At 58.2% G+C, this 18,090-nt stretch carries 19 protein-coding genes and 3 tRNA genes; 10 read left to right on the forward strand and 12 right to left on the reverse strand.

What is annotated here, in order from left to right; all coding sequences use genetic code 11:
- The first annotated feature begins 132 nt into the window (after positions 1-132).
- A protein-coding gene (locus tag ASC97_RS14620; RefSeq protein ID WP_156390379.1) for an IS3 family transposase occupies positions 133-1,352 on the forward strand; the annotation gives its coding sequence in 2 pieces (ribosomal slippage) (positions 133-469 and positions 469-1,352; 1,221 coding nt in all).
- Here the strand turns inward: ASC97_RS14620 and ASC97_RS14625 are convergent.
- From ASC97_RS14625 to ASC97_RS34000, 4 genes are all read right to left on the reverse strand, one after another.
- A complete protein-coding gene (locus tag ASC97_RS14625; protein WP_057469025.1) occupies positions 1,343-2,722 on the reverse strand; it encodes a hypothetical protein in 1,380 nt (459 codons plus the stop codon). The two genes, ASC97_RS14620 and ASC97_RS14625, sit on opposite strands and share 10 nt — an antisense overlap.
- Positions 2,723-2,805: 83 nt before the next feature.
- A complete protein-coding gene (locus ASC97_RS14630; protein ID WP_156390380.1) occupies positions 2,806-3,081 on the reverse strand; it encodes a TIGR02594 family protein in 276 nt (91 codons plus the stop codon).
- 578 nt (positions 3,082-3,659) lie between these two features.
- On the reverse strand, positions 3,660-3,935 hold the full coding sequence (locus ASC97_RS14640; protein WP_156390381.1) for a hypothetical protein: 276 nt from the start codon (positions 3,933-3,935) through the stop codon (positions 3,660-3,662).
- Between the two features lie 44 nt (positions 3,936-3,979).
- Positions 3,980-4,132: a hypothetical protein gene (locus ASC97_RS34000; protein ID WP_156390382.1), complete on the reverse strand. Its 153-nt coding sequence runs from the start codon at positions 4,130-4,132 to the stop codon at positions 3,980-3,982.
- Positions 4,133-4,297: 165 nt separating this feature from the next.
- On the opposite strand from ASC97_RS34000, the gene ASC97_RS14645 reads away from it, so the two are divergent.
- Positions 4,298-4,594, forward strand: coding sequence for a hypothetical protein (locus tag ASC97_RS14645; RefSeq protein ID WP_057469029.1), 297 nt, complete (start codon positions 4,298-4,300; stop codon positions 4,592-4,594).
- Between the two features lie 114 nt (positions 4,595-4,708).
- Positions 4,709-5,554, forward strand: a complete 846-nt coding sequence (locus ASC97_RS14650; protein ID WP_244481466.1) for a tyrosine-type recombinase/integrase — start codon at positions 4,709-4,711, stop codon at positions 5,552-5,554.
- 25 nt (positions 5,555-5,579) lie between these two features.
- Here ASC97_RS14650 and ASC97_RS14655 read toward each other — a convergent pair.
- From ASC97_RS14655 to ASC97_RS14665, 3 genes are all read right to left on the reverse strand, one after another.
- A tRNA-Arg gene (locus ASC97_RS14655) sits at positions 5,580-5,656 on the reverse strand.
- A gap of 53 nt (positions 5,657-5,709) precedes the next feature.
- The gene (locus ASC97_RS14660) at positions 5,710-6,015 is read right to left on the reverse strand and encodes an ETC complex I subunit (RefSeq protein WP_037066152.1); all 306 of its coding nucleotides are present in this window, start codon (positions 6,013-6,015) and stop codon (positions 5,710-5,712) included.
- 171 nt (positions 6,016-6,186) lie between these two features.
- Complete coding sequence (locus tag ASC97_RS14665) at positions 6,187-7,857, reverse strand: phosphoethanolamine transferase (protein ID WP_162246690.1); 1,671 nt, start codon at positions 7,855-7,857, stop codon at positions 6,187-6,189.
- Between the two features lie 181 nt (positions 7,858-8,038).
- On the opposite strand from ASC97_RS14665, the gene ASC97_RS14670 reads away from it, so the two are divergent.
- The 4 genes from ASC97_RS14670 (at position 8,039) to ASC97_RS14685 (ending at position 11,641) form a co-directional block, all read left to right on the forward strand.
- Positions 8,039-8,115 (forward strand) — tRNA-Pro (locus ASC97_RS14670).
- Positions 8,116-8,413: 298 nt separating this feature from the next.
- Positions 8,414-10,513, forward strand: coding sequence for an acyltransferase family protein (locus tag ASC97_RS32990; protein WP_082529999.1), 2,100 nt, complete (start codon positions 8,414-8,416; stop codon positions 10,511-10,513).
- 36 nt (positions 10,514-10,549) lie between these two features.
- On the forward strand, positions 10,550-10,774 hold the full coding sequence (locus tag ASC97_RS14680; protein ID WP_057469031.1) for an alkylphosphonate utilization protein: 225 nt from the start codon (positions 10,550-10,552) through the stop codon (positions 10,772-10,774).
- Between the two features lie 225 nt (positions 10,775-10,999).
- Complete coding sequence (locus ASC97_RS14685; RefSeq protein WP_057469032.1) at positions 11,000-11,641, forward strand: outer membrane protein; 642 nt, start codon at positions 11,000-11,002, stop codon at positions 11,639-11,641.
- 62 nt (positions 11,642-11,703) lie between these two features.
- Here ASC97_RS14685 and ASC97_RS14690 read toward each other — a convergent pair whose 3' ends face one another.
- Complete coding sequence (locus ASC97_RS14690; RefSeq protein ID WP_057469033.1) at positions 11,704-12,186, reverse strand: DUF192 domain-containing protein; 483 nt, start codon at positions 12,184-12,186, stop codon at positions 11,704-11,706.
- On the reverse strand, positions 12,186-12,764 hold the full coding sequence (locus tag ASC97_RS14695; protein ID WP_057469034.1) for a cold-shock protein: 579 nt from the start codon (positions 12,762-12,764) through the stop codon (positions 12,186-12,188). The genes ASC97_RS14690 and ASC97_RS14695 overlap by 1 nt, the downstream gene beginning before the upstream one ends.
- Before the next feature lie 193 nt (positions 12,765-12,957).
- Between ASC97_RS14695 and gloA the strand changes: the two genes are divergently transcribed.
- The 3 genes from gloA (at position 12,958) to ASC97_RS14710 (ending at position 14,862) form a co-directional block, all read left to right on the forward strand.
- Complete coding sequence (gene gloA, locus ASC97_RS14700) at positions 12,958-13,398, forward strand: lactoylglutathione lyase (RefSeq protein WP_057469035.1); 441 nt, start codon at positions 12,958-12,960, stop codon at positions 13,396-13,398.
- A 157-nt stretch (positions 13,399-13,555) separates the two neighbouring features.
- Entirely contained in the window at positions 13,556-14,617 is a 1,062-nt protein-coding gene (locus ASC97_RS14705; protein WP_057469036.1) for a YcbK family protein, read from the forward strand.
- 170 nt (positions 14,618-14,787) lie between these two features.
- Positions 14,788-14,862: transfer RNA gene (locus ASC97_RS14710), tRNA-Glu, on the forward strand.
- A gap of 87 nt (positions 14,863-14,949) precedes the next feature.
- On the opposite strand, the gene ASC97_RS14715 is transcribed toward ASC97_RS14710, so the two are convergent.
- From ASC97_RS14715 to ASC97_RS14725, 3 genes are all read right to left on the reverse strand, one after another.
- Positions 14,950-15,717, reverse strand: a complete 768-nt coding sequence (locus ASC97_RS14715; RefSeq protein ID WP_057469037.1) for an alpha/beta hydrolase family protein — start codon at positions 15,715-15,717, stop codon at positions 14,950-14,952.
- A gap of 69 nt (positions 15,718-15,786) precedes the next feature.
- Positions 15,787-17,019 carry an adenylate/guanylate cyclase domain-containing protein gene (locus ASC97_RS14720; RefSeq protein ID WP_057469038.1) on the reverse strand — a complete coding sequence of 411 codons (1,233 nt, stop codon included), beginning with the start codon at positions 17,017-17,019 and terminating at the stop codon, positions 15,787-15,789.
- A gap of 123 nt (positions 17,020-17,142) precedes the next feature.
- Positions 17,143-17,907: a TIM barrel protein gene (locus ASC97_RS14725; RefSeq protein WP_057469375.1), complete on the reverse strand. Its 765-nt coding sequence runs from the start codon at positions 17,905-17,907 to the stop codon at positions 17,143-17,145.
- Between the last annotated feature and the right edge of the window lie 183 nt (positions 17,908-18,090).

The following is an 18,090-nucleotide window of genomic DNA, read 5'->3' on the forward strand; positions in this document are numbered from 1 at the left end:
CGTGGACGTCGCATACNCATCAGAGCCTCACAATGAGCTCGTCAGATACTCTTCGGTGAGCTCATTTGACGGCCCGTAGATCAACCGAAAAATCTATGGGGCGTGGACGTCGCATACAGTAATGTTGGTAATATGACTAGCAGCAATTTTAAGATGGAAGTCCTCGCCGGGCCGGAACGTCGGCGGCGCTGGAGCACGGCAGATAAGCTGGCGATCATCCACGAGACCTATGAGGCGGACGCGACGGTTAGCATCGTCGCGCGTCGGCACGGCATCCAGCCGAACCAGTTGTTCGCCTGGCGCAAGCTAGCGTCCCAAGGGGCTCTGACGGCGACGGCCGCCGAAGAGGAGGTCGTTCCGGCTTCCGAATACCGGGCGCTTCAGGCCCAGGTGAAAGAGTTGCAACGCTTGTTGGGCAAGAAGACGATGGAGAGCGAAATCCTGAAGGAAGCTCTCGAAATCGCCGGTAGCCCAAAAAAACATCTGTTGCGCTCGCTCTCTCTTCCGAGGGGGATTTTGGAATGAAGACCGTCTGCGAAACTCTAGGTGTCGCCCGCTCGAATATCGCCGCGCGTGCCGCAGGCTCCCCTTCCAGAGCCAGAGGACGCCCGCCACTACCTGATCGTGAGCTGGTAGGGGAAATCAAGGCCGTGATCGCCGATACGCCTACCTACGGCTATCGGCGTGTCCATGCCGTCCTGCGTCGGAATGCCCGGAAACTGGGGCGTTCATGGCCCAATGCCAAGCGTGTCTACCGGGTGATGAAGCTGCACAATCTGATGCTGGTGCGTCATACCGGAGCGGTCGATGATCGCCTTCACGACGGCCGCGTCGCCGTCGAGCGTTCAAACGTCAGATGGTGCTCCGACGGCTTCGAGATCGGCTGCGACAACAAGGAGAAGGTCCGCGTCGCCTTCGCTCTCGACTGCTGCGACCGCGAGGCAATCGCCCATGTCGCCACCACGGAGGGCATCAAGAGCGAAGACGTGCAGGACCTCGTGATAACTGCTGTCGAGAACCGCTTCGGCCGCATCAACATGCTATCCGAGCCCATCGAATGGCTCACCGACAACGGCTCCTGCTTCATCGCCAAGGACACGGCATCCTTGCTCCGCGAGATCGGCATGGAACCGTGCACGACACCGGTGAGAAGCCCGCAATCGAACGGCATGGCCGAGGCGTTCGTCAAAACCTTCAAGCGCGACTACGTCTCGGTCAATCCAACCCCGGATGCTGAAACCGTCATCGCTCAACTGCCGTCCTGGTTCGAGCATTACAACAATCTTCACCCGCACAGTGCTTTAGGATATCAATCGCCGCGCGAGTTCATCATCTCGCAATCTCAAACCTGAGCATGTCCGGTCTTTTGGGGGCAACTCCATGCGGCAACAAAAAGTGCCACCATGGGCTGAAATGTTAGCGCGTAGCGCGCGTTCCTAATGGCCGCGTCAGACCCGAGAGCAGTGACCAAAGAGGCGAAGGAAAACCAAAACACGAGCGCGATGCCGGACGAGACCAACGCCAACTTGAGTTTCTTATGGACGTCGACTGGCCGCACAAGAAGCATTATGCCAGTAAGAATAGCGCCAGCGAGCGCTAAGTAGTACCATGGGCCGAAGCCGGTGGTATCGCTGAACCCCCTGAGGACACCTAGCCACACTTGATCGCTGGCATCTAGTAGGCCGCGCTCCCTACGCTGCAGCTCCGAAAAATCTAGGTTAGGGAGGTTCCAAACTAGCTGGGAGTCGGTAAGGATCGATCCTAGTCGTTGATAATTTCGCACCCACCATGGCGCGACTACCGCCACTGCAGCGATACCGAACATCGCCACGCGACGAATGTTGGGTTTGTTCTCGCTGGCTGTCCAAACCAGAAATGCCGCTCCGACCGCTAAGATGCCAGTTGAATGGGAATAAAGTGCCAGTCCACAAAGTATACCAGCGTACACGGCTCGGCGCGCATCCCCAATATGCGACCCATAAATCACCGCACAGGTAATGGCAAAGATACGCAGAGGGTCAAGGTGCGCTGAAACAATAGCGTGTCCGTACCAGTAGGTCGAAAGCAGAATCAACGAGGCGAGGCCGCCCACCCACCAACCACCGACGGCCAGCAATATTACTACGCTGGACAAGCCAAAGTACGGAGCAATAAGGCGCGAAATGCCGGCCTGATCAAAACCGCCGACCAGTGACTGAACCCAGACTATCAAGCCAACGAAAGCTGGAGGATGCGTCCAAGGGGCGTAGATGTTACCCACAGACGTGTCTGTTGCTGGGTAATTCCTGAAGCTATTCGTCTCAAAAACGTGTCTCGCGACAGTCGCATACTCAAGAGGATCATTTTGGGCGTAGGGCAAGATGAACACGACGAGCGTAAACACGCCCAACAGGACACCGGAGCCTATAAGGAATGGGCTGGCAGCCAGCACCTCTGCGAGCTTCGGTGCGTAACCAATGATTTCCCTGCGCCCGATGAAAACAATCGACGCTAGCAAGCCGCTAACAGCAAAATTAACCACCCACCATTCAACACCTTCCAGAAGAAGTGAGACTGCGCAAAACACCCACGACAGGAATAGCGGCCCCATGCCGAATGATATTGCTATAAGGAGGATGCGATCATCTTTGTCACGGCTACCCGTTATCGCGACTGACATTACGAAGAAGGCAATACAAGAAAGCGCCAACATGGCGACGCCGATTAACGAGCCAACGACCACCCACTCCCCCCTTTTTTTCGCGGATGCGATACAACTAGCCTGGACTTGTGTTGATACTCAAGGGCGGAGATGCCGCATCTAGTTCAGAACGGCTTGATACTGACCATGTCGCCCTGGTTACCCCCAAGCACCATGAGGTTGCCATTCGCATCACGCCCGACGACAAACGCGACATGGCCTGACCATCCCTGCGGAGTGCCACGCCAAAAGATGACGATGCACCCGACGACAGGGCTAGCAAGCTTCGTAGGCAGCTTCAGCCAGGAGCGCGCTGCGGCGGCGCCCTGTACGATCGGAAGCCCGGACTGCGCCAGAACGCCGCCCACAAACGGCACCACACCAGCTCGTTTCATCGTCACGGAACGGCGCTTTGATCTGTTCCCAAAATTTAAGAATACGGGGTTCGTGCTTGGGGCCAGGTATCTCGCGCATGCCAAGGTAGCCGCGCGCCCTGGTGATCCAGTGCGGTTCAGACATTTTACGTCTCCAAATTTGAAGTGACAGCGTTGAAGTTGAGAGAGCGGGAACCCTAAAGGCGTGGACGCTTTCCTCTGAGAGTTTCGGAACTCCCGGGGTCTGATCCGGAGAAAAAAATGCGCGTCGCCGCGATTGTTTCCGTCATCGGGATCACCGCGCTTGCGTGGTCGTTTCGGCCTGTCGAACCACCGCGTGCCGAGGCGCCGAAGGCTCATGCCGTGCCGAAGAGGACGGAACTTGTTCGATGTCGAAGTTCCGGTGAACTAGCGATAGGCCTCAAGAAACAGCATCGTGTACGGATCAGCCGCATCAGGAACGGTATTTTGGTTGAGCTCGACATATGAGTTATCTGTCGTCTGCCCTGAGCTGTGCGAATTGCCCCAGTGCTCGATCCGATGGCATCCAGCCGGCAGCGTGAGCGCATATGCGATCTCTGACGCCCTATAGTGATCTTCCAGGCTCAGAATGTTTGAAGCCCGCTTCGATCCGGGATAACGCCTGTGGTCTCTACCGACTGCCAGTAGGCAAGGTTCACGGTGGACGCGGGGATAGTGGGCATCGCTGCGAAGCTTGCGGCAGAACGAAGCGTCGCCTTGACGCCATATCCTACCGCCCCCACGATGTTGCCTCGGTGCGTCAGGTTCACTGTTCCGAAGACCTTCACATAGGCAGGAGCATCGAGTGTGACGTCGAACCGCAAGCCGTGGAAAGCAGCTCGCACACCTGCAGGAGGCAACGCTGTTTGCGCTGCAGTGCTGCGAACCGCCCTTCAAGGTGTTTCTACACGAGTGGAAAGGCCTCGCCTTCCCACTCAGCGACGACCAGGCAGTTGCCGACACTCTGACGCTGCTCGGCGTGCGCAGCCGCGACGAGATCCGAACCGACGAAGCGACAGCAGAAGAATGGCGCGCGCTGCGTGCCGAGTTTCAGCAATGGAGAGTTTCATGAGCTGCCACCAGGAGAAGGTGACCGAGGCCGCCGAACGCTATCGGGGCGGCCGCTCTACGAGTACCAGCAAATGATCCGCGCGTTCTGTGCGGGAAATGTCGCGGTCATCGAGGAGGACATCTCAGCGCCCTCGACGTGGGAGAGACGATAATGGGACGCCGCGCCGTAGCTTTCAGTGAGGATTCCGTGTCGCGTGCCATTCGCGCGGTGAAAAAGGCTGGCGTGGATGTGAAAAGCGTTCGCGTCGAAACCGACGGATCAGTCGTCATTAATGCCGAAGCCGACGGGTTTACAAAAAACAGGTTGACGAGAGTGCGGCAGGTTACCTCTGATGGAGGACATGCCGCGCAACAAATATCCGAATACATCCCGCGAAGTCGATCGTTTCGGCAATGTCCGATGGTACTTCCGGCTGAGCAAGGGCAAGCGAACCTGGTTGCCGAGTGAATGGGGCTCAAAGGAGTTCGCTGCAGCCTGGCGTAAATGCGCCGCCAATGTGGAGAGGAAGAGGTTCCGACCCCGTCCAAGCACACCCTTCAGTGGCTTGTCGACAAATACGTTGTGAGTGCAGCCTTCAAGGGCTTGCGAGACACGACGCAGACCGCCCGTCACAACATACTCAAGGTCGCCTGCAAAACAGGCGGAAAGCTAATCCTTTCTCAAATTGATCGGAAGATGATTGCCGCCGGCAGGGACCGACGCGCCGACACGCCCTTCGCTGCAATCTCCTACCTCAAGGTCATGGGGTATTTGTTCGAATGGGCGGTCGATTCCGGCTTCGTGAACGACAATCCAGCCAAGGGCGTGAAGAAGCCAAAGGCCAAGTCACAAGGTTTCCCGCCATGGACCGTAACCGACATCGAGAATTTTTATGAAAAACACGAAGAGGGAACCCAAGCGCGATTGGCAATGGACCTCTTGCTCTTCACTGGGTTGCGTCGATCGGACGTCTTCAGGATTGGTCCCCAGCACATAAGAGACGGCATAATCGAATATCGGGCATCCAAGAACGAGGAAATGACCTACAGCCCGATTCACCCGACGCTGAAAGCAATATTGGAGAATCACCAAACGACGCACTTGGCGTATTTGGTGACACCGGTTCACGGGCGCCCGTTCAAGAGCGCGGCCGCTTTTGGGAATTGGTTCGGGGAGGTTTGTGCTGAAGCCGGCGTCGGCGGGAGAGCGCATGGACTGCGCAAGACGCTCGCAACGAGCCTGGCTGAGGCGGGGAATAGCAACAGCGAGCTGAAGGCAAGATTCGGCTGGAGAAGCGACGCGATGGCGAGCCTTTACACGCGCAGCGCCAACAAACGGAAGCTCGCAATATCGGGCGCCACGAAACTAAATGAGAACAACCTATCCCCTCACCTGAATTCAGTGAGGGGAAAACAGCCAAAAGACTGAATAAAATCAAACATTGAAAAATGAATGGCGACCCCTGCAGGAATCGAACCTGCGACAACCTGCTTAGAAGGCAGGTGCTCTATCCAGCTGAGCTAAGGGGCCGCATAGCCGATGCGAAACTGTACATCGGACAGGCCGTCATGCCTGAACGCGGATCAATGCGTCCAAGGCTGCGTCCGCGTATAGCGGAAATTATCGGGATAGGCCACCGTCTGTCGCTGCGGATCCTTCGGCGCGATCACCCGGTATTCGATGCCGTTGCGCTTGGCATAGGCTTCGGCGAGTTCCTGCGTTTCGAAGGCCAGCTTCACCTGCTGGCGCATGTCCGATGACGAGGTGTAGCCCATGATCGGGTCGATCGTGCGCGGCGTCTCCTGATCGAACTCGAGCACCCACACGTGGGTCTTTGCCTTGCCGGACTGCATGGCGGTCTTGGCTGGACGGTAGATCTTGGCAGACATTGCTGCAACGCCTCCGAATTAGGGCTTTCGCATTCAAATTCATCTGGCCCCGTTGCCGGGGGCGTCTCCAGCGTACAATCACATCAGGAGATGAATTTTGCTTAGCGGCGAATCCCTTTCTTTTCAAGGAAAAAGCCGCGGCGCTCGTTCCCCTCGTTTCAACCGCACGCTTCAGCCACTCGACGCCGCCTGAGCGACCGTGTCGCCTGTCTTTCGGCACCCGGCAAACAGATCGAGTTTCGCATCGTAGACTGATGTCGCAATATCCAGAAGCCCGAGAACACTGTGGAAAACGTTGTCGTGGGAGGCGGGTTCCGCAGCATTAGCGGCAAGGCAGGCCGCGTCTATGCGCGAGGCCGCGCTGAAATCGGGAGAAAGCCAGGCGATGATCGGAACTCGAATCTGTTCGGCAGGCGCGATGATATAGGGCGCGCCGTGAAGATAGAGACCGTTTTCGCCAAGCGATTCGCCGTGATCCGAGATGTAGAGCATGTTTGCGGAAATCGCGCCCTCGTGCTCCTTCAGCGCGTCGATCACCTTGGCAACGACGTGGTCGGTAAAGAGGATCGTATTGTCGTAGGCATTGACGATTTCCTCCGGCTTGCAGGCACCGAATTCGGCCGTCCGGCAATCCGGCGTAAAGCGGCGGAAATCATCGGGATAGCGTCGGTAGTATGCCGGTCCATGGCTTCCGAGCTGATGCAGAACGAGCACGCTGTCGCTCTTCACGTTCGAAAGCCAGTCGTCGAGCTTGTCGAGCAGCACCGTATCCAGGCACTCTCCGTCGGTGCAGAAGCGCGGATCCGCCGCATCCGGCAGGAAGCGATAGGGAATGCGGTTGGCAACGCCGTAGCTGCCGGTATCGTTGTCCCACCACTCGACCTGCACCTTGGCATGACCGAGAATATCCATGAGATTGTCGGTCTCCAGACCCTTGCGATGGGTATACTTTTGCCTGGGGTAGACGGAGTACATGCACGGCAGCGACACGGCAGTCGCTGTGCCGCAACTCGTCGCATTCGAAAAATAGACGACGCCTCGCGCCTTCATTTCCGGGTTGGTCTCGCGCGGGTAACCGCCGAGCGAAAAATTCTGCGCCCGGCCCGTCTCACCGGCGACGATAATAGTCACCCGCGGCTTGCCGGTGGTGCTTGCCGAACGCTGGTGCGCATCGGTGCCGAGCGGTCGGCGCACGATGTTGCGATCCTCTTCCGACGCAAAGACAAAGCGGGCTACGCTGCCGATCGGAAGGAATGGATTGAGCGTCAGCATGATGTCCTTGTGCAACCGGCCGACCGACGCATACGTCTGCGAAAATCCGAGCCCAACGGCAACAAAAACGGCAACACATGGGATGACAACAGCCGTGTTCCAGAGGAACTTCCTGACCACCGGCTTGTGAACAACCTTCACCCACAGGATGAAAAGCGACGGGACCATGCCTGCAAAGAAGATATGAAATAGGAACGCCGGCGTCATGAGATGCGCCGATTCGGCCTGTGTCGTCACCGCGGCATTGCGGATCATTTCCTTGTCGATGATCACACCGAACTGATCGGTGAACCACGAAGACACGACTGCAACCATGATAAAGAAAATTAAAGCAGGCTTGATGACGTATTTTGCCGAGAGCGTGACCATCGCAGCAACGGTGATCGCGGCGATACCGATGACAAACCCAACGAAGGCTGCAGGAGTCGACGAGAGATATCCGAACGCTTTTGCCCAGAAGGTTTGATTCGCAACGACGAGGATGTAAACCGCAGTCAGTACCGCCAGGGTAACGCTACCCATGCGCGGGCGCAGGCTCCGCCGAGGAGCCGATACGACGATCTCTTCCAATATGCTCTCCGCGGTGTAGGTTGAGCGAGTCCGCATGGGACAACGACATAGTCCTGAGGGCAATGTCATCCTTTCCTGACAGAAACCTGAAAACGGCAGGCGCCCTCCGCCAACCGTGGACAGACGATTTTTGTTATTGCGGGTCAGGAACGAACCGTGTATTGCCCTCATCCATCGGCGACGGAGTGTAGCGCAGTCTGGTAGCGCATCTGGTTTGGGACCAGAGGGTCGGGAGTTCGAATCTCTCCACTCCGACCACCGACATCTAGCTGAAAACGTTCAGCATTTCTCCACAATGAATATACTTGCACGACATGCGCGCGCAGTGGGAGTATTGGTCTTTCCGTTCGTTGCGGGAGCGGCTTTCGCCACAATCCCTTGCTCGCCCTGTTCGGTGCGCCGAGCCAACGAGCGTGGACTCTTCGGGTTGTGAAGAACAGGAATACTCTAGTTATATTAGAATCCATGGATTAACTCTGCCCCGAAGATTTCGCGTGCAGAAAATATCTTTCATGTAGAAAACCCGCGTATCGCGCCGTATGCCGGGGAATATTGCATGTTGATAAAGCTAAATACTTCAGCAGTTTGCAGCAATCAGGCCGCCTTGTATCGGCCAGAAGTCGATGGTCTGCGGGCCGTCGCCGTTCTTCCTGTTATCCTTTTTCATGCAGGCGTGCCGTTTTTCAGCGGCGGCTATATTGGTGTGGACATATTCTTCGTGATCAGCGGCTTTCTGATCACATCGATCATTGCCCGCGATATCGACAATGGCAGGTTCTCGATTGTCGACTTTTACGAGCGGCGAGCCCGGCGCATTCTTCCTGCGTTGTTCGTGGTTATCCTGGCATGCCTGCCATTGGCGTGGCTTTGGATGCTGCCGAATGCTTACAAGGATTTTTCGCAAAGCCTGATGGCGACCGTCGGCTATGCGTCAAATGTGCTCTTCTATATCGAGACGGGATACTTCGATGTCACGTCGGCGCAAAAGCCGCTGCTGCACACTTGGAGCCTCTCGGTCGAGGAGCAGTTCTACGTCGTCTTTCCGCTGCTTCTGCTGGGCATCCTGAAATTTGGCCGGCGGCTGACGATCCCGCTCCTGGCCGGGTTGGCGCTTGCAAGCATCGCCTGTTCTGAATGGCTGCAGTCCACTGATCCGGAAGCGGGATTTTACATGATCTTCTCGCGTGCCTGGGAGCTTCTGTTCGGAGCGATCGGGGCGCTTGCGATGCTGGGCCGCCGGACAGATTCTCTGTCCTTGCAAGGCGACTGGCTTTCGCTGGCAGGCCTGCTGCTGATCGTCGGTTCCCTGGCACTCTTCCCGACGGGGGCGGCAACCCCCGGCCTTTTGGTAGTGCCATGCGTCGTGGGAACTGTACTGGTGCTGATGTTCGCCCGGTCGGGCTCGCTTTCGGGTCGTCTGCTGAGCCTCAAGCCGCTGGTCTGGGTCGGCTTGATCAGCTACAGCGCCTATCTCTGGCACCAGCCGCTGCTCGCATTTCTGCGCTTGAGAAGTTTGAACGAGGTGTCGGTCTGGACGAGCGTCCCAGTAGCACTGATGTCCTTGCCGATCGCCTGGATCAGCTGGCGCTATGTCGAGCGCCCGTTTCGCGATCGAAGCCGGACGAGCCGCAGGACGATCTTTGCAGCCGCAATTGCCTTCAGCACGGTGATTTTTGCGGTTGGCGCGGCGGGCCAGCTCAAAAACGGCTTCCCTGAACGCCTTTCAGACGAGGCCCAAAGCATGGCGGGGGTCTTCAACGAAGGCGTAGCAGCGTTTTCGGCATGCCTTGGTACCGAAAGACACTACATCGAACCGCAGGATACCTGCCTGCACAACAGGGGGCTGCCTGAAACGGCGATGCTCTATGGCGACAGTCACGGCGCGACCATATCGCGTCAGGTGGCCAAGGTGTTCGCGGCGAAGGGCGCGAGCCTCAGGGAATTCACGCATTCTGGCTGCATGCCGGTTCCGGAGCTGGAAAGTTCGGTGCCGGGCGAGAGCTGCCGGCGCTTCAATACCGATGCCATGAGTTATCTGGAGAACCATCCGGCCATCGACACCGTCGTTCTGGTGTCCCGATGGACCACCCATCTCGAGGGTTCTCTGTTCAATAACGACGAGGGTGGCAACGAGGGCACGATTATACGCTACATGAAGCCGATAGCGGCTGAAGTACCGCAGAGCGAGCCCGCCGCCCGCATCCGGTCGGTTTCCCGTCTTGTCCAGCAGCACATCAAGTCGCTGCTCCAACGCGGCAAAAAAGTGGTGCTGATCTATCAGATCCCGGAGGCGGGTTGGGATGTGCCGGCTTACCTGACCAAGGAAATGCAGTTCGGCATAGAGCGTCATATAGAACTTTCGACCGCCTCTGACGTCAACAAGGTGCGCAACGCCGGTTCCGATGCCATGCTGGACGATGTCGGCCTTCATCCGAATCTGTTGCGGATCAAGCCGGCGGAATTGTTTTGCGACACCCTGCAGCAGGGCCGGTGCCTGTTGCAGAAGGACGGTCGTGCGCTCTATATCGATGACGATCACCTGAGCCAGCTCGGAGCCAGCATTATCGCCGATCGGCTCTTCGGCGCGTATGAGGACGAGCCGTCGCCCGACCAATCGGAGCCGCGATCGACCGTTCCGGCAAAGACAGAATCGTGAGGACGGCCCACTGGCCTTTGCAAGACGAGGATAAAAATGACCGACGATACCATCGTAAGAGACAGCAACGGTGCGCAGCTCACCGACGGCGATTCCGTCACCCTGATCAAGGACCTGAAGGTTAAGGGCACCTCGGAAACGATCAAGCGAGGCACCGTGGTGAAAAATATCAGGCTTACCGGAAATCCGGGCGAGATCGAATGCAACACCAAGCAGGTCAAGGGATTGGTGCTGAAGACCGAATTTCTGAAGAAGGCCTAGCATCGGCGCCGGCGGCTGTCGATTTCACCAGCCCCTTTGTCGGCCCGTCAGGCGCCCGTGCGTCGGACGGGCCGTTTTTCGTTCACGGCTGATATCCGGCACCATCGAGCCAATCCGGCTTGAGGCGCCCCACAAAACGCGGTCAAGTAGAAATAACTTATTAAGGATACAACTATATATTTACCCTATTAGATCGCATTTGATTAACCCTGTTGGGAGCGCCCCATGAAGTCCTTGCATGCCTATGTTGCGCTGACGGCGCTGGCTTTCGCTCTTCCTGCCCATGGCGCAGACCTCGCGGAGGTACCGGTGGAGCTGGCCGCCCCCGCTCCGCTTTTCAGTTGGACCGGTGGTTACGGCGGCCTGCGAGGCGGGCTTGGCTTTGCGAACGCCGATTTCAAGGTCCAGGGATTATATGACGCCTCTGCACACTACGATGGCGGCCAGATAGGCGGCTTCCTGGGTGCCAACTACCAGATGGATAGCATCGTCGTCGGTATCGAAGGCGATCTGTCCTACGACTGGAACGAGAACGACGCAGATTTCCTCGGCATCGACGCCAAGGTCGGAACGGATATGTCCGGATCGGTGCGCGGCCGCGTCGGTTATGCATTGGACCACGCCCTGCTCTATGCAACGGCAGGCTGGACGGCAACGCGCGCCTATACCGAGATCGCAGGCGATGAAAAGGATAGCGAGACGATCAACGGCTGGACGGTCGGAGCGGGACTGGATTATGCGTTCACCGACACCGTGTTTGGTCGCGGAGAATATCGCTACAACGACTACGGCAGCAAAACCATTCGGGGAACGGAGGTCGATCTCGACCAGCACGTCGTTTCAGCCGGCATCGGCGTCAAGTTTTAAAGCGCTTTCAACGATCGATTGCACCGCCGCCCGGGATTCGGGCGGCGCCTATCCCGCATAGACTATTTCTTTTTGGTCGTTGTCGCGCTCATGACCTTGTCGCCGGGCTTGATGCCGAGTTTCGCTGTTGCTCCGGCATTCAGCTCGATGACGTATTTCACCTCGATCACCGAATCGATAATGTCCCTCGAGTAGGGCACGGCATTCTCTTTGATGCCCCGGATTGTTCCCGTCGAATCGACGAAAAGCATATCAAGCGGCAGAACGGTGTTTTCCATCCACATTTGCACGCGCCGCGGAGAACCGAAATCGAAGATCATTCCGGCGTCGTCCGCCATCTCCGTGCGGTACATCAGACCGCGCTGGCGTAGTTCGTTGGTATCGGCGACCTCGACCGTGAAATTCAGCGGCTTGCCGGAAGCCGTCAGGATGATCAGCGGTTCCTTGCCGAACTTCATCGGCTGTTGTGCAAAAGCCGGATGCGCAACGATGAAAAAAAGCGCCGCAAGGGCGCTTATGATCCTATGGGACAATGATACACGCATCAGTGCGCACGGCTGACCGGGCTTGGAACGTCCGGATGGATCTCCGCAGCCATCAGGCCCTTGTCGCCGTCGCCATATCGCACCAGGACAACCTGTCCCGGGCGCAACTCGGTCAGACCGAAGCGGCGCAGCGTTTCCATGTGAACGAAAATGTCCTCGGTCCCCTCGCCGCGGGTCAGGAAGCCGAACCCCTTCGTGCGGTTGAACCACTTGACCAGCGCCCGCTCCAGCCCGCTCGTCGCCGTGACCTGCACATGAGTGCGGACCGGCGGCAGCTGCGAAGGATGTACCGCTGTTGACTGATCCATCGAAAGTATCTTGAACGCCTGATAGCCACGATCACGGCGCTGGATGAGCGCTACGATGCGCGTCCCCTCCAAGATTGTCTGGTATCCGTCGCGTCTGAGGCAGGTCACATGCAGAAGAACATCCTGCATCCCGTTGTCGGGCACGATGAAGCCGAAGCCCTTGGCGACGTCGAACCACTTGACGATGCCAGTGATTTCAATGAGTTCGACCGCTTCTCCCGCGAGTTGATCGAGGTCGGTGAATTCCTTTGATGAAATTCTGTCAGCCATTTCGCCAGCCCCTCAATACGCGTCACACTGTTACGGTTAACTGATTCTTGAGATCAAGATTAACATGTTGGTAACGGATTAGCGCAAGTCCTACTTTTCGATTATTTCCTGCGCCTAATCTTACCCCGGTGTCTTGCCCGAAGCTGACGTTCCGCCACATAACGGACGCCGCCGTATTTAGAGAGGAAACAGAATGCGTTATCTCCACACCATGGTCCGCGTGAAGGATCTGGACGCCTCCCTTCACTTTTATACAACGCTGTTCGGCCTGGAGGAAATCCGCCGCTCAGAGAACGAAAATGGCCGCTTCACCCTCGTCTTTCTCGCCGCTCCCGCCGACCAGGGCGACGCTGGCGCCAAGGGCGCGCCATGCCTGGAGCTCACCTACAACTGGGATACCGAAGACTATACGGGCGGCCGCAACTTCGGTCACCTCGCCTACGAGGTCGACGATATCTATGCGATCTGCCAGAAACTGATGGACAACGGCGTCATCATCAATCGCCCGCCCCGCGACGGCCGGATGGCATTTGTCCGCTCGCCGGATGGAATCTCGATCGAGATTCTGCAGAAGGGCGGCAGCCTGCCGGCAGCCGAACCCTGGGCGTCGATGGGTAATACGGGCTCCTGGTAGGCCGAGGCTTTTGCGAGGCTTGCGGCTTTTGCGATTTCGGGCAACTGCGCCCGGATCGCGCTTGCCGCGTACCGGAGCTGCGGGCATCCTCCAGCCGACACCAGACGAATGGCGTGATGTGAGCGCCGCTCGCCTTCATTTTTTGGAGAACGCTCGCTTGCTCGCTGTTGAAAAGCGCACACCCATCGGGGTGGCACTTCTGCTTGCCACATCTGCTCTGATGCTGAGCGGCTGCGTCTCGGACAAGAAGACGGCAGACGCGGCAGCCTTGGCTGGGCCGGTCGATCCGGCCCTGGAACAACAGACCGCAGCTTCCAATGCGGCCGCAAAGCCCGGTTATCGGGATCCCATGGTCTCCAACGTCTCCGGCGCGCAGACAGCAGGAACGACCCAAACGCCGGGCGCGCAAGCGGTGGCCGCCGGCTCGGCGACATCGGCTCCCGCCAATATCGGCGGCCTGGCGATGCAATCGACCGGCATCAATGCGCAGGCAATGAGCATCTTTTCGGTCCGGACGGCGCCGCAGAACAATCCGACATCGACCGTGCTCGATTCCGGCGGCAACGCCTACGCGCCGGTCGGCGTCAGTCCCGCCCGGTCCAGCGTCTACAGCACCCAGATGCCGCCGGAACAGACGCCGCAGGGCGAGGTCGTTCTCCCGCAGCAATCCTCGCAGAATACCAGCACGCAGACAGCGCCCGTCCAGGCGGCATCGCTGGCAACGGGCGCGCTTCCCGGGCAAACGATGAACGCGTTGTACAGCGCTCCGAAGCAAAACCTTCTCGGCAGCCTGTCTGGCCTGCTTCAGAAAGCATCGATGCCCGGCATGACGCGCATCGCGCCGAACGGCCTGCACGTGCAGAACGACAAGGTCGAGGTCGGCTGTTTCAAACCCGACCTGATGAACGTCATCAAGGCCGTCGAGGGGCACTTCGGCAAGCCGGTCGTCGTCACGTCGGGCTACCGCGATCCGGAACACAATCGCATGGTCGGCGGCGCCGAAGAATCGATGCACAAGACCTGCGATGCAGCAGATATTCAGGTCGACGGCATCTCCAAGTGGGACATCGCCAGCTATATCCGGTCGCTGCCCGACCGCGGCGGTGTCGGCACCTACTGTCACACCGACTCCGTTCACCTCGACACCGGGAAGAACCGGGATTGGAACTGGGGCTGCGGCGGCAGGGCATCCCCGACCGCAACCGCGCGGGCACTCTGACGTCAGCCGCGGCGCCCGAGCGACGCAACGTCAGCGACTGCCATGAAGTGCGAGTACTTACGCCTAGCCAATTGATTCATTGGGGCTAATCGAGATTTCGCCGTCGCAGGAAATTCCTGTCATTTTTTTGCAGAAAATCGAAATTGCATAAGGGCGCCACCACGAAGGAAGCGCCCTTCGTCTATCGGTTAGGACACCAGATTTTCATTCTGGGAAGAGGGGTTCGACTCCCCTAGGGCGTGCCATCTTCTCTCGTAATTCTCCGAAATTGCTATATTATTTCACGCCGCTGCCGCTTGTCGGCCTCACACTTGGCGCTCTGTTCGTTCTGGCTAGTGATATGTGACCACGCGAGCGAACATCCTTTGCAGGAAGTGACCAAGAGCATTCCGGGCGTGGCCCCTTGGAATACGATGTCCGCATTCAAATACATGAAGCTCAACAGGGACTCCCGCGTCGGAAAGAGCTTTTGAAAACAGTTCGGCTTGGGCAACAGAAGCTCGGTCGTCATACCTGCCATGCAACAACATCGTCTCCGACCGAAATTCAGATGCGTGATGCAGCGCAGAGCGAGCCAGAAAGGCTTCTCTCGAGAGGCCCGCTTCTTTTTCAATAGCCAACCGCAGGCCTTGTGAACTCTCGTGATAAGCAGCTCGAAGGTCGTAAACGCCGCCAGATAGAATGACTGCTCGCAGATCAGTGATCTGGGTGGCGACCATTCCCGACGCAACGGCCCCGCGACTGATGCCATAGAGAACAATACGGTCAGAATTGACGGACGGCTGGTTCCTCAGGAAGGCGAGAGCAGCTCTGATCGCCCGCTGGGTCAGTGGACCGCAGAAATCTGGAGGCCCGTCTGAAGCGCCAAAACCGGGCTGCGAGACTGCCGCCGCGGTGATGTTCAGACCAGAGCAGAATCGAAGCAGTGCTCCATTATCGACGGTCTCTGTGGCTCCAAGGAGACTACCCCCCTGATTGCCGTGGACCAGGAGGATTGCTCCTGTGGGCGTTTCGCTCGAAGCCTGAGCTTGAAAAAGCTCGACCGTTGCTCCGTCACCCCGGTCGATGAGATGTCGAGTCACTATCGGCATGGTCGTCATCGCGTTTTTGTTTAACGCATGGCACAGTACTTCAACCTGAGGTAATGGCAACACCCACGCGAGGAGCTCTTATGCCTGGCGCAAAGGGAAAGCAAAGACGTCGACCGGCTCGCCGAGCCCTCGCAACGGAAACGATCCGAGGCTGTCCATTCCCGTCTTGCATTCCGCCATGTCCACAAAGGCCTTCGAGAAAAGCACAGGGCGCTTGATCTCCTTGGTCAGGCTTTCGAGGCGCGACGCGACGTTGACGGCCGGTCCGATTACCGTGAAGTCGAGCCGTCTGCGCGATCCGATGTTGCCGTACATGACATCGCCGACATGGACGCCGATGCCGTAGCGAAGCACCTCGCGACCGTCCCGCTCGTTCCGTTCGTTCAGCGCCGCCATCGCAACCGCGGCCTCCTGAATAGCCGCCAGCAGGTTGCTGCAGGCCTTGGGATCGCTCAGCGGGAAGATCGCCAGCATTCCATCGCCCATGAACTTCAGGATTTCGCCGCCATGTTTCTCGATCGGCTCCGACATCGCGTCGAAATAGTCGTTCAGGAGTTCGATCACGTTGTCGCGCGGCCAGTGGTCCGATATTGTCGTGAAGTCCCTCAGATCGCAGATCAGAATAGCCGCGCCCACTGTCGTGCCGCTGCCGCGCGTCGTCGCTCCGGCGAGAATCTGTTCGCTGGCATGCGGGCCGACATAGGTCTGAAGCAGCGTGCGCGCCAGGATATTCTTCAGCCGAATCTCGGTAACGAGCGTCAGCGCCGGCAGCAGGTCCTGGAGAAACGCGATGTGGTCACCGGAGAAGCCACCCGGTCGGTCGCTGGAAAAGGTCACGATGTGACGCTTGTCGAACGTATGCTCCATCGGCCAGGCAACATATTCGGTCAGGCCTTCGTGCCGCAGCTCGTCGTAGAATTCGTAGTGGCCATCGCCCTCACGCATCCCCTCGAGGTTCTGGCGAACTTCGGTCGCACCGCTGAAGATCTCGTTTACCGGGCTCTTCAGAAACTGTGGCGTACTTTCGATACCGTAGCCGAAGGTCGCGATCTTGGCCTCCGCCATCCCTGTACTCCAGAGAATGCGGGCGCCCAGCCATTGGGGATGGTGCGTCCGGAAATGCATCGTCGCTCGCGCCACGGGAACACCTTCCTCCCGCAGCTTCGAGCACATCTGCACCAGAATGTTGTCGATAAAGCGCTCGTTGCGCGTTTCGTTCACCAGCCAGTCGAGGATGCTTCTCCTCTTTGTCGGCCAGACCCCCGCGCTTTGATCGGGTACGCTCAAAGCCGGGTTCGATAACGATTGCATGGGCATCACTCCACAAAGGTCGCGGCGACCTCTAACAGCAAAAGGAATTCCTACGTCAGTTAGATGGGGAGCCTCTACGTTGAATGAAATGCCTGCGGGCGCGAGATTGTGACCACAGTGAAATCAGCCAAGCAATCGCCGCGTGGCTTCGATCGTTTCTGCACTTCCCACGCTGGGCCGATATTCCAGTCCAACCGCCCCGGCATATCCATTCGCAACGAGCCAATCGACGCGCGTCTTCAGGTCGATCGCACCGCTTCCCGGTTCATTGCGGCCCGGATGGTCGGCGATGTGAATGTGGAACACCCGGTCGATATCCCTGCCGATCACCGCTGCGGTATCCTCGCCCATCACGGCCGAATGATAGACGTCGTAGATGATGCCGATCTCGGCGCGACCAGTCGCCCTGGCGATCTCGATACCCTCGCTTGTCGAGGGCAGGAAATAACCGACGTGGTCGATCAGCGTGTTCAGCGGTTCGACGCCGAGGCGAACGCCGCTGCCGTCCAGCACCTCGCCGGCCTTCGTCAGTGTCGCGATCAGCGCTGCCTTTTGTTCTTCGCGCGACTTGCCCGCAAGGTCGTCGCCGGCCTGCGCGATCAGCGTATGCGCGCCGAGACGCCGCGCCACCTCGACAGAGCGCTTCAGTCCCTCGATGAAGGCGGCGCTGTTGGCACTATCGGTCAGCGCGATCATCGGCTCGGCGACAAAGCTCGTCAGCTCGATGCCCGTCTCGTTCAGGGCCCACTCGATGCTCCCGAGGTCCTTGTCCGTCCATCTCCAGAATTCCACGGATTCGACGCAGTGTTTGTGGGCCAACCGGATGCGGTCGGCGAAGTTCTCAGCTTCGGCTGCAAACAGCCATTCGATGCAGGCAGACAGTCTCATGATACTCTCGTTGTGAACCACACGTCGTGCCTGCAGTCGATCAGCAATCGCCACCGAATTGCAAGCGTTATCCTGAAGCCGCATGAGTATCTGCCGCCTGAACGCACAGGTTCCTGGCGGAAAGGTTCGCGCGAGGAAGGCGGCTCCATACAAACCAGCGCGATAGTCAGCCCTGCTTCGAAT

The organism is Rhizobium sp. Root1203 (assembly GCF_001424945.1).
GTDB lineage: Bacteria > Pseudomonadota > Alphaproteobacteria > Rhizobiales > Rhizobiaceae > Rhizobium.

What these genes read in the sequence shown, in the direction of transcription:
- ASC97_RS14645 (WP_057469029.1), top strand. Translation starts at nt 4,298, where the DNA reads ATGGGACGCCGCGCCGTAGCTTTCAGTGAGGATTCCGTGTCGCGTGCC.
- ASC97_RS14660 (WP_037066152.1), bottom strand. Translation starts at nt 6,015, where the DNA reads ATGTCTGCCAAGATCTACCGTCCAGCCAAGACCGCCATGCAGTCCGGC.
- ASC97_RS32990 (WP_082529999.1), top strand. Translation starts at nt 8,414, where the DNA reads ATGTTGATAAAGCTAAATACTTCAGCAGTTTGCAGCAATCAGGCCGCC.
- ASC97_RS14680 (WP_057469031.1), top strand. Translation starts at nt 10,550, where the DNA reads ATGACCGACGATACCATCGTAAGAGACAGCAACGGTGCGCAGCTCACC.
- ASC97_RS14685 (WP_057469032.1), top strand. Translation starts at nt 11,000, where the DNA reads ATGAAGTCCTTGCATGCCTATGTTGCGCTGACGGCGCTGGCTTTCGCT.
- ASC97_RS14690 (WP_057469033.1), bottom strand. Translation starts at nt 12,186, where the DNA reads ATGCGTGTATCATTGTCCCATAGGATCATAAGCGCCCTTGCGGCGCTT.
- ASC97_RS14695 (WP_057469034.1), bottom strand. Translation starts at nt 12,764, where the DNA reads ATGGCTGACAGAATTTCATCAAAGGAATTCACCGACCTCGATCAACTC.
- gloA (WP_057469035.1), top strand. Translation starts at nt 12,958, where the DNA reads ATGCGTTATCTCCACACCATGGTCCGCGTGAAGGATCTGGACGCCTCC.
- ASC97_RS14715 (WP_057469037.1), bottom strand. Translation starts at nt 15,717, where the DNA reads ATGACGACCATGCCGATAGTGACTCGACATCTCATCGACCGGGGTGAC.
- ASC97_RS14720 (WP_057469038.1), bottom strand. Translation starts at nt 17,019, where the DNA reads ATGCAATCGTTATCGAACCCGGCTTTGAGCGTACCCGATCAAAGCGCG.
- ASC97_RS14725 (WP_057469375.1), bottom strand. Translation starts at nt 17,907, where the DNA reads ATGAGACTGTCTGCCTGCATCGAATGGCTGTTTGCAGCCGAAGCTGAG.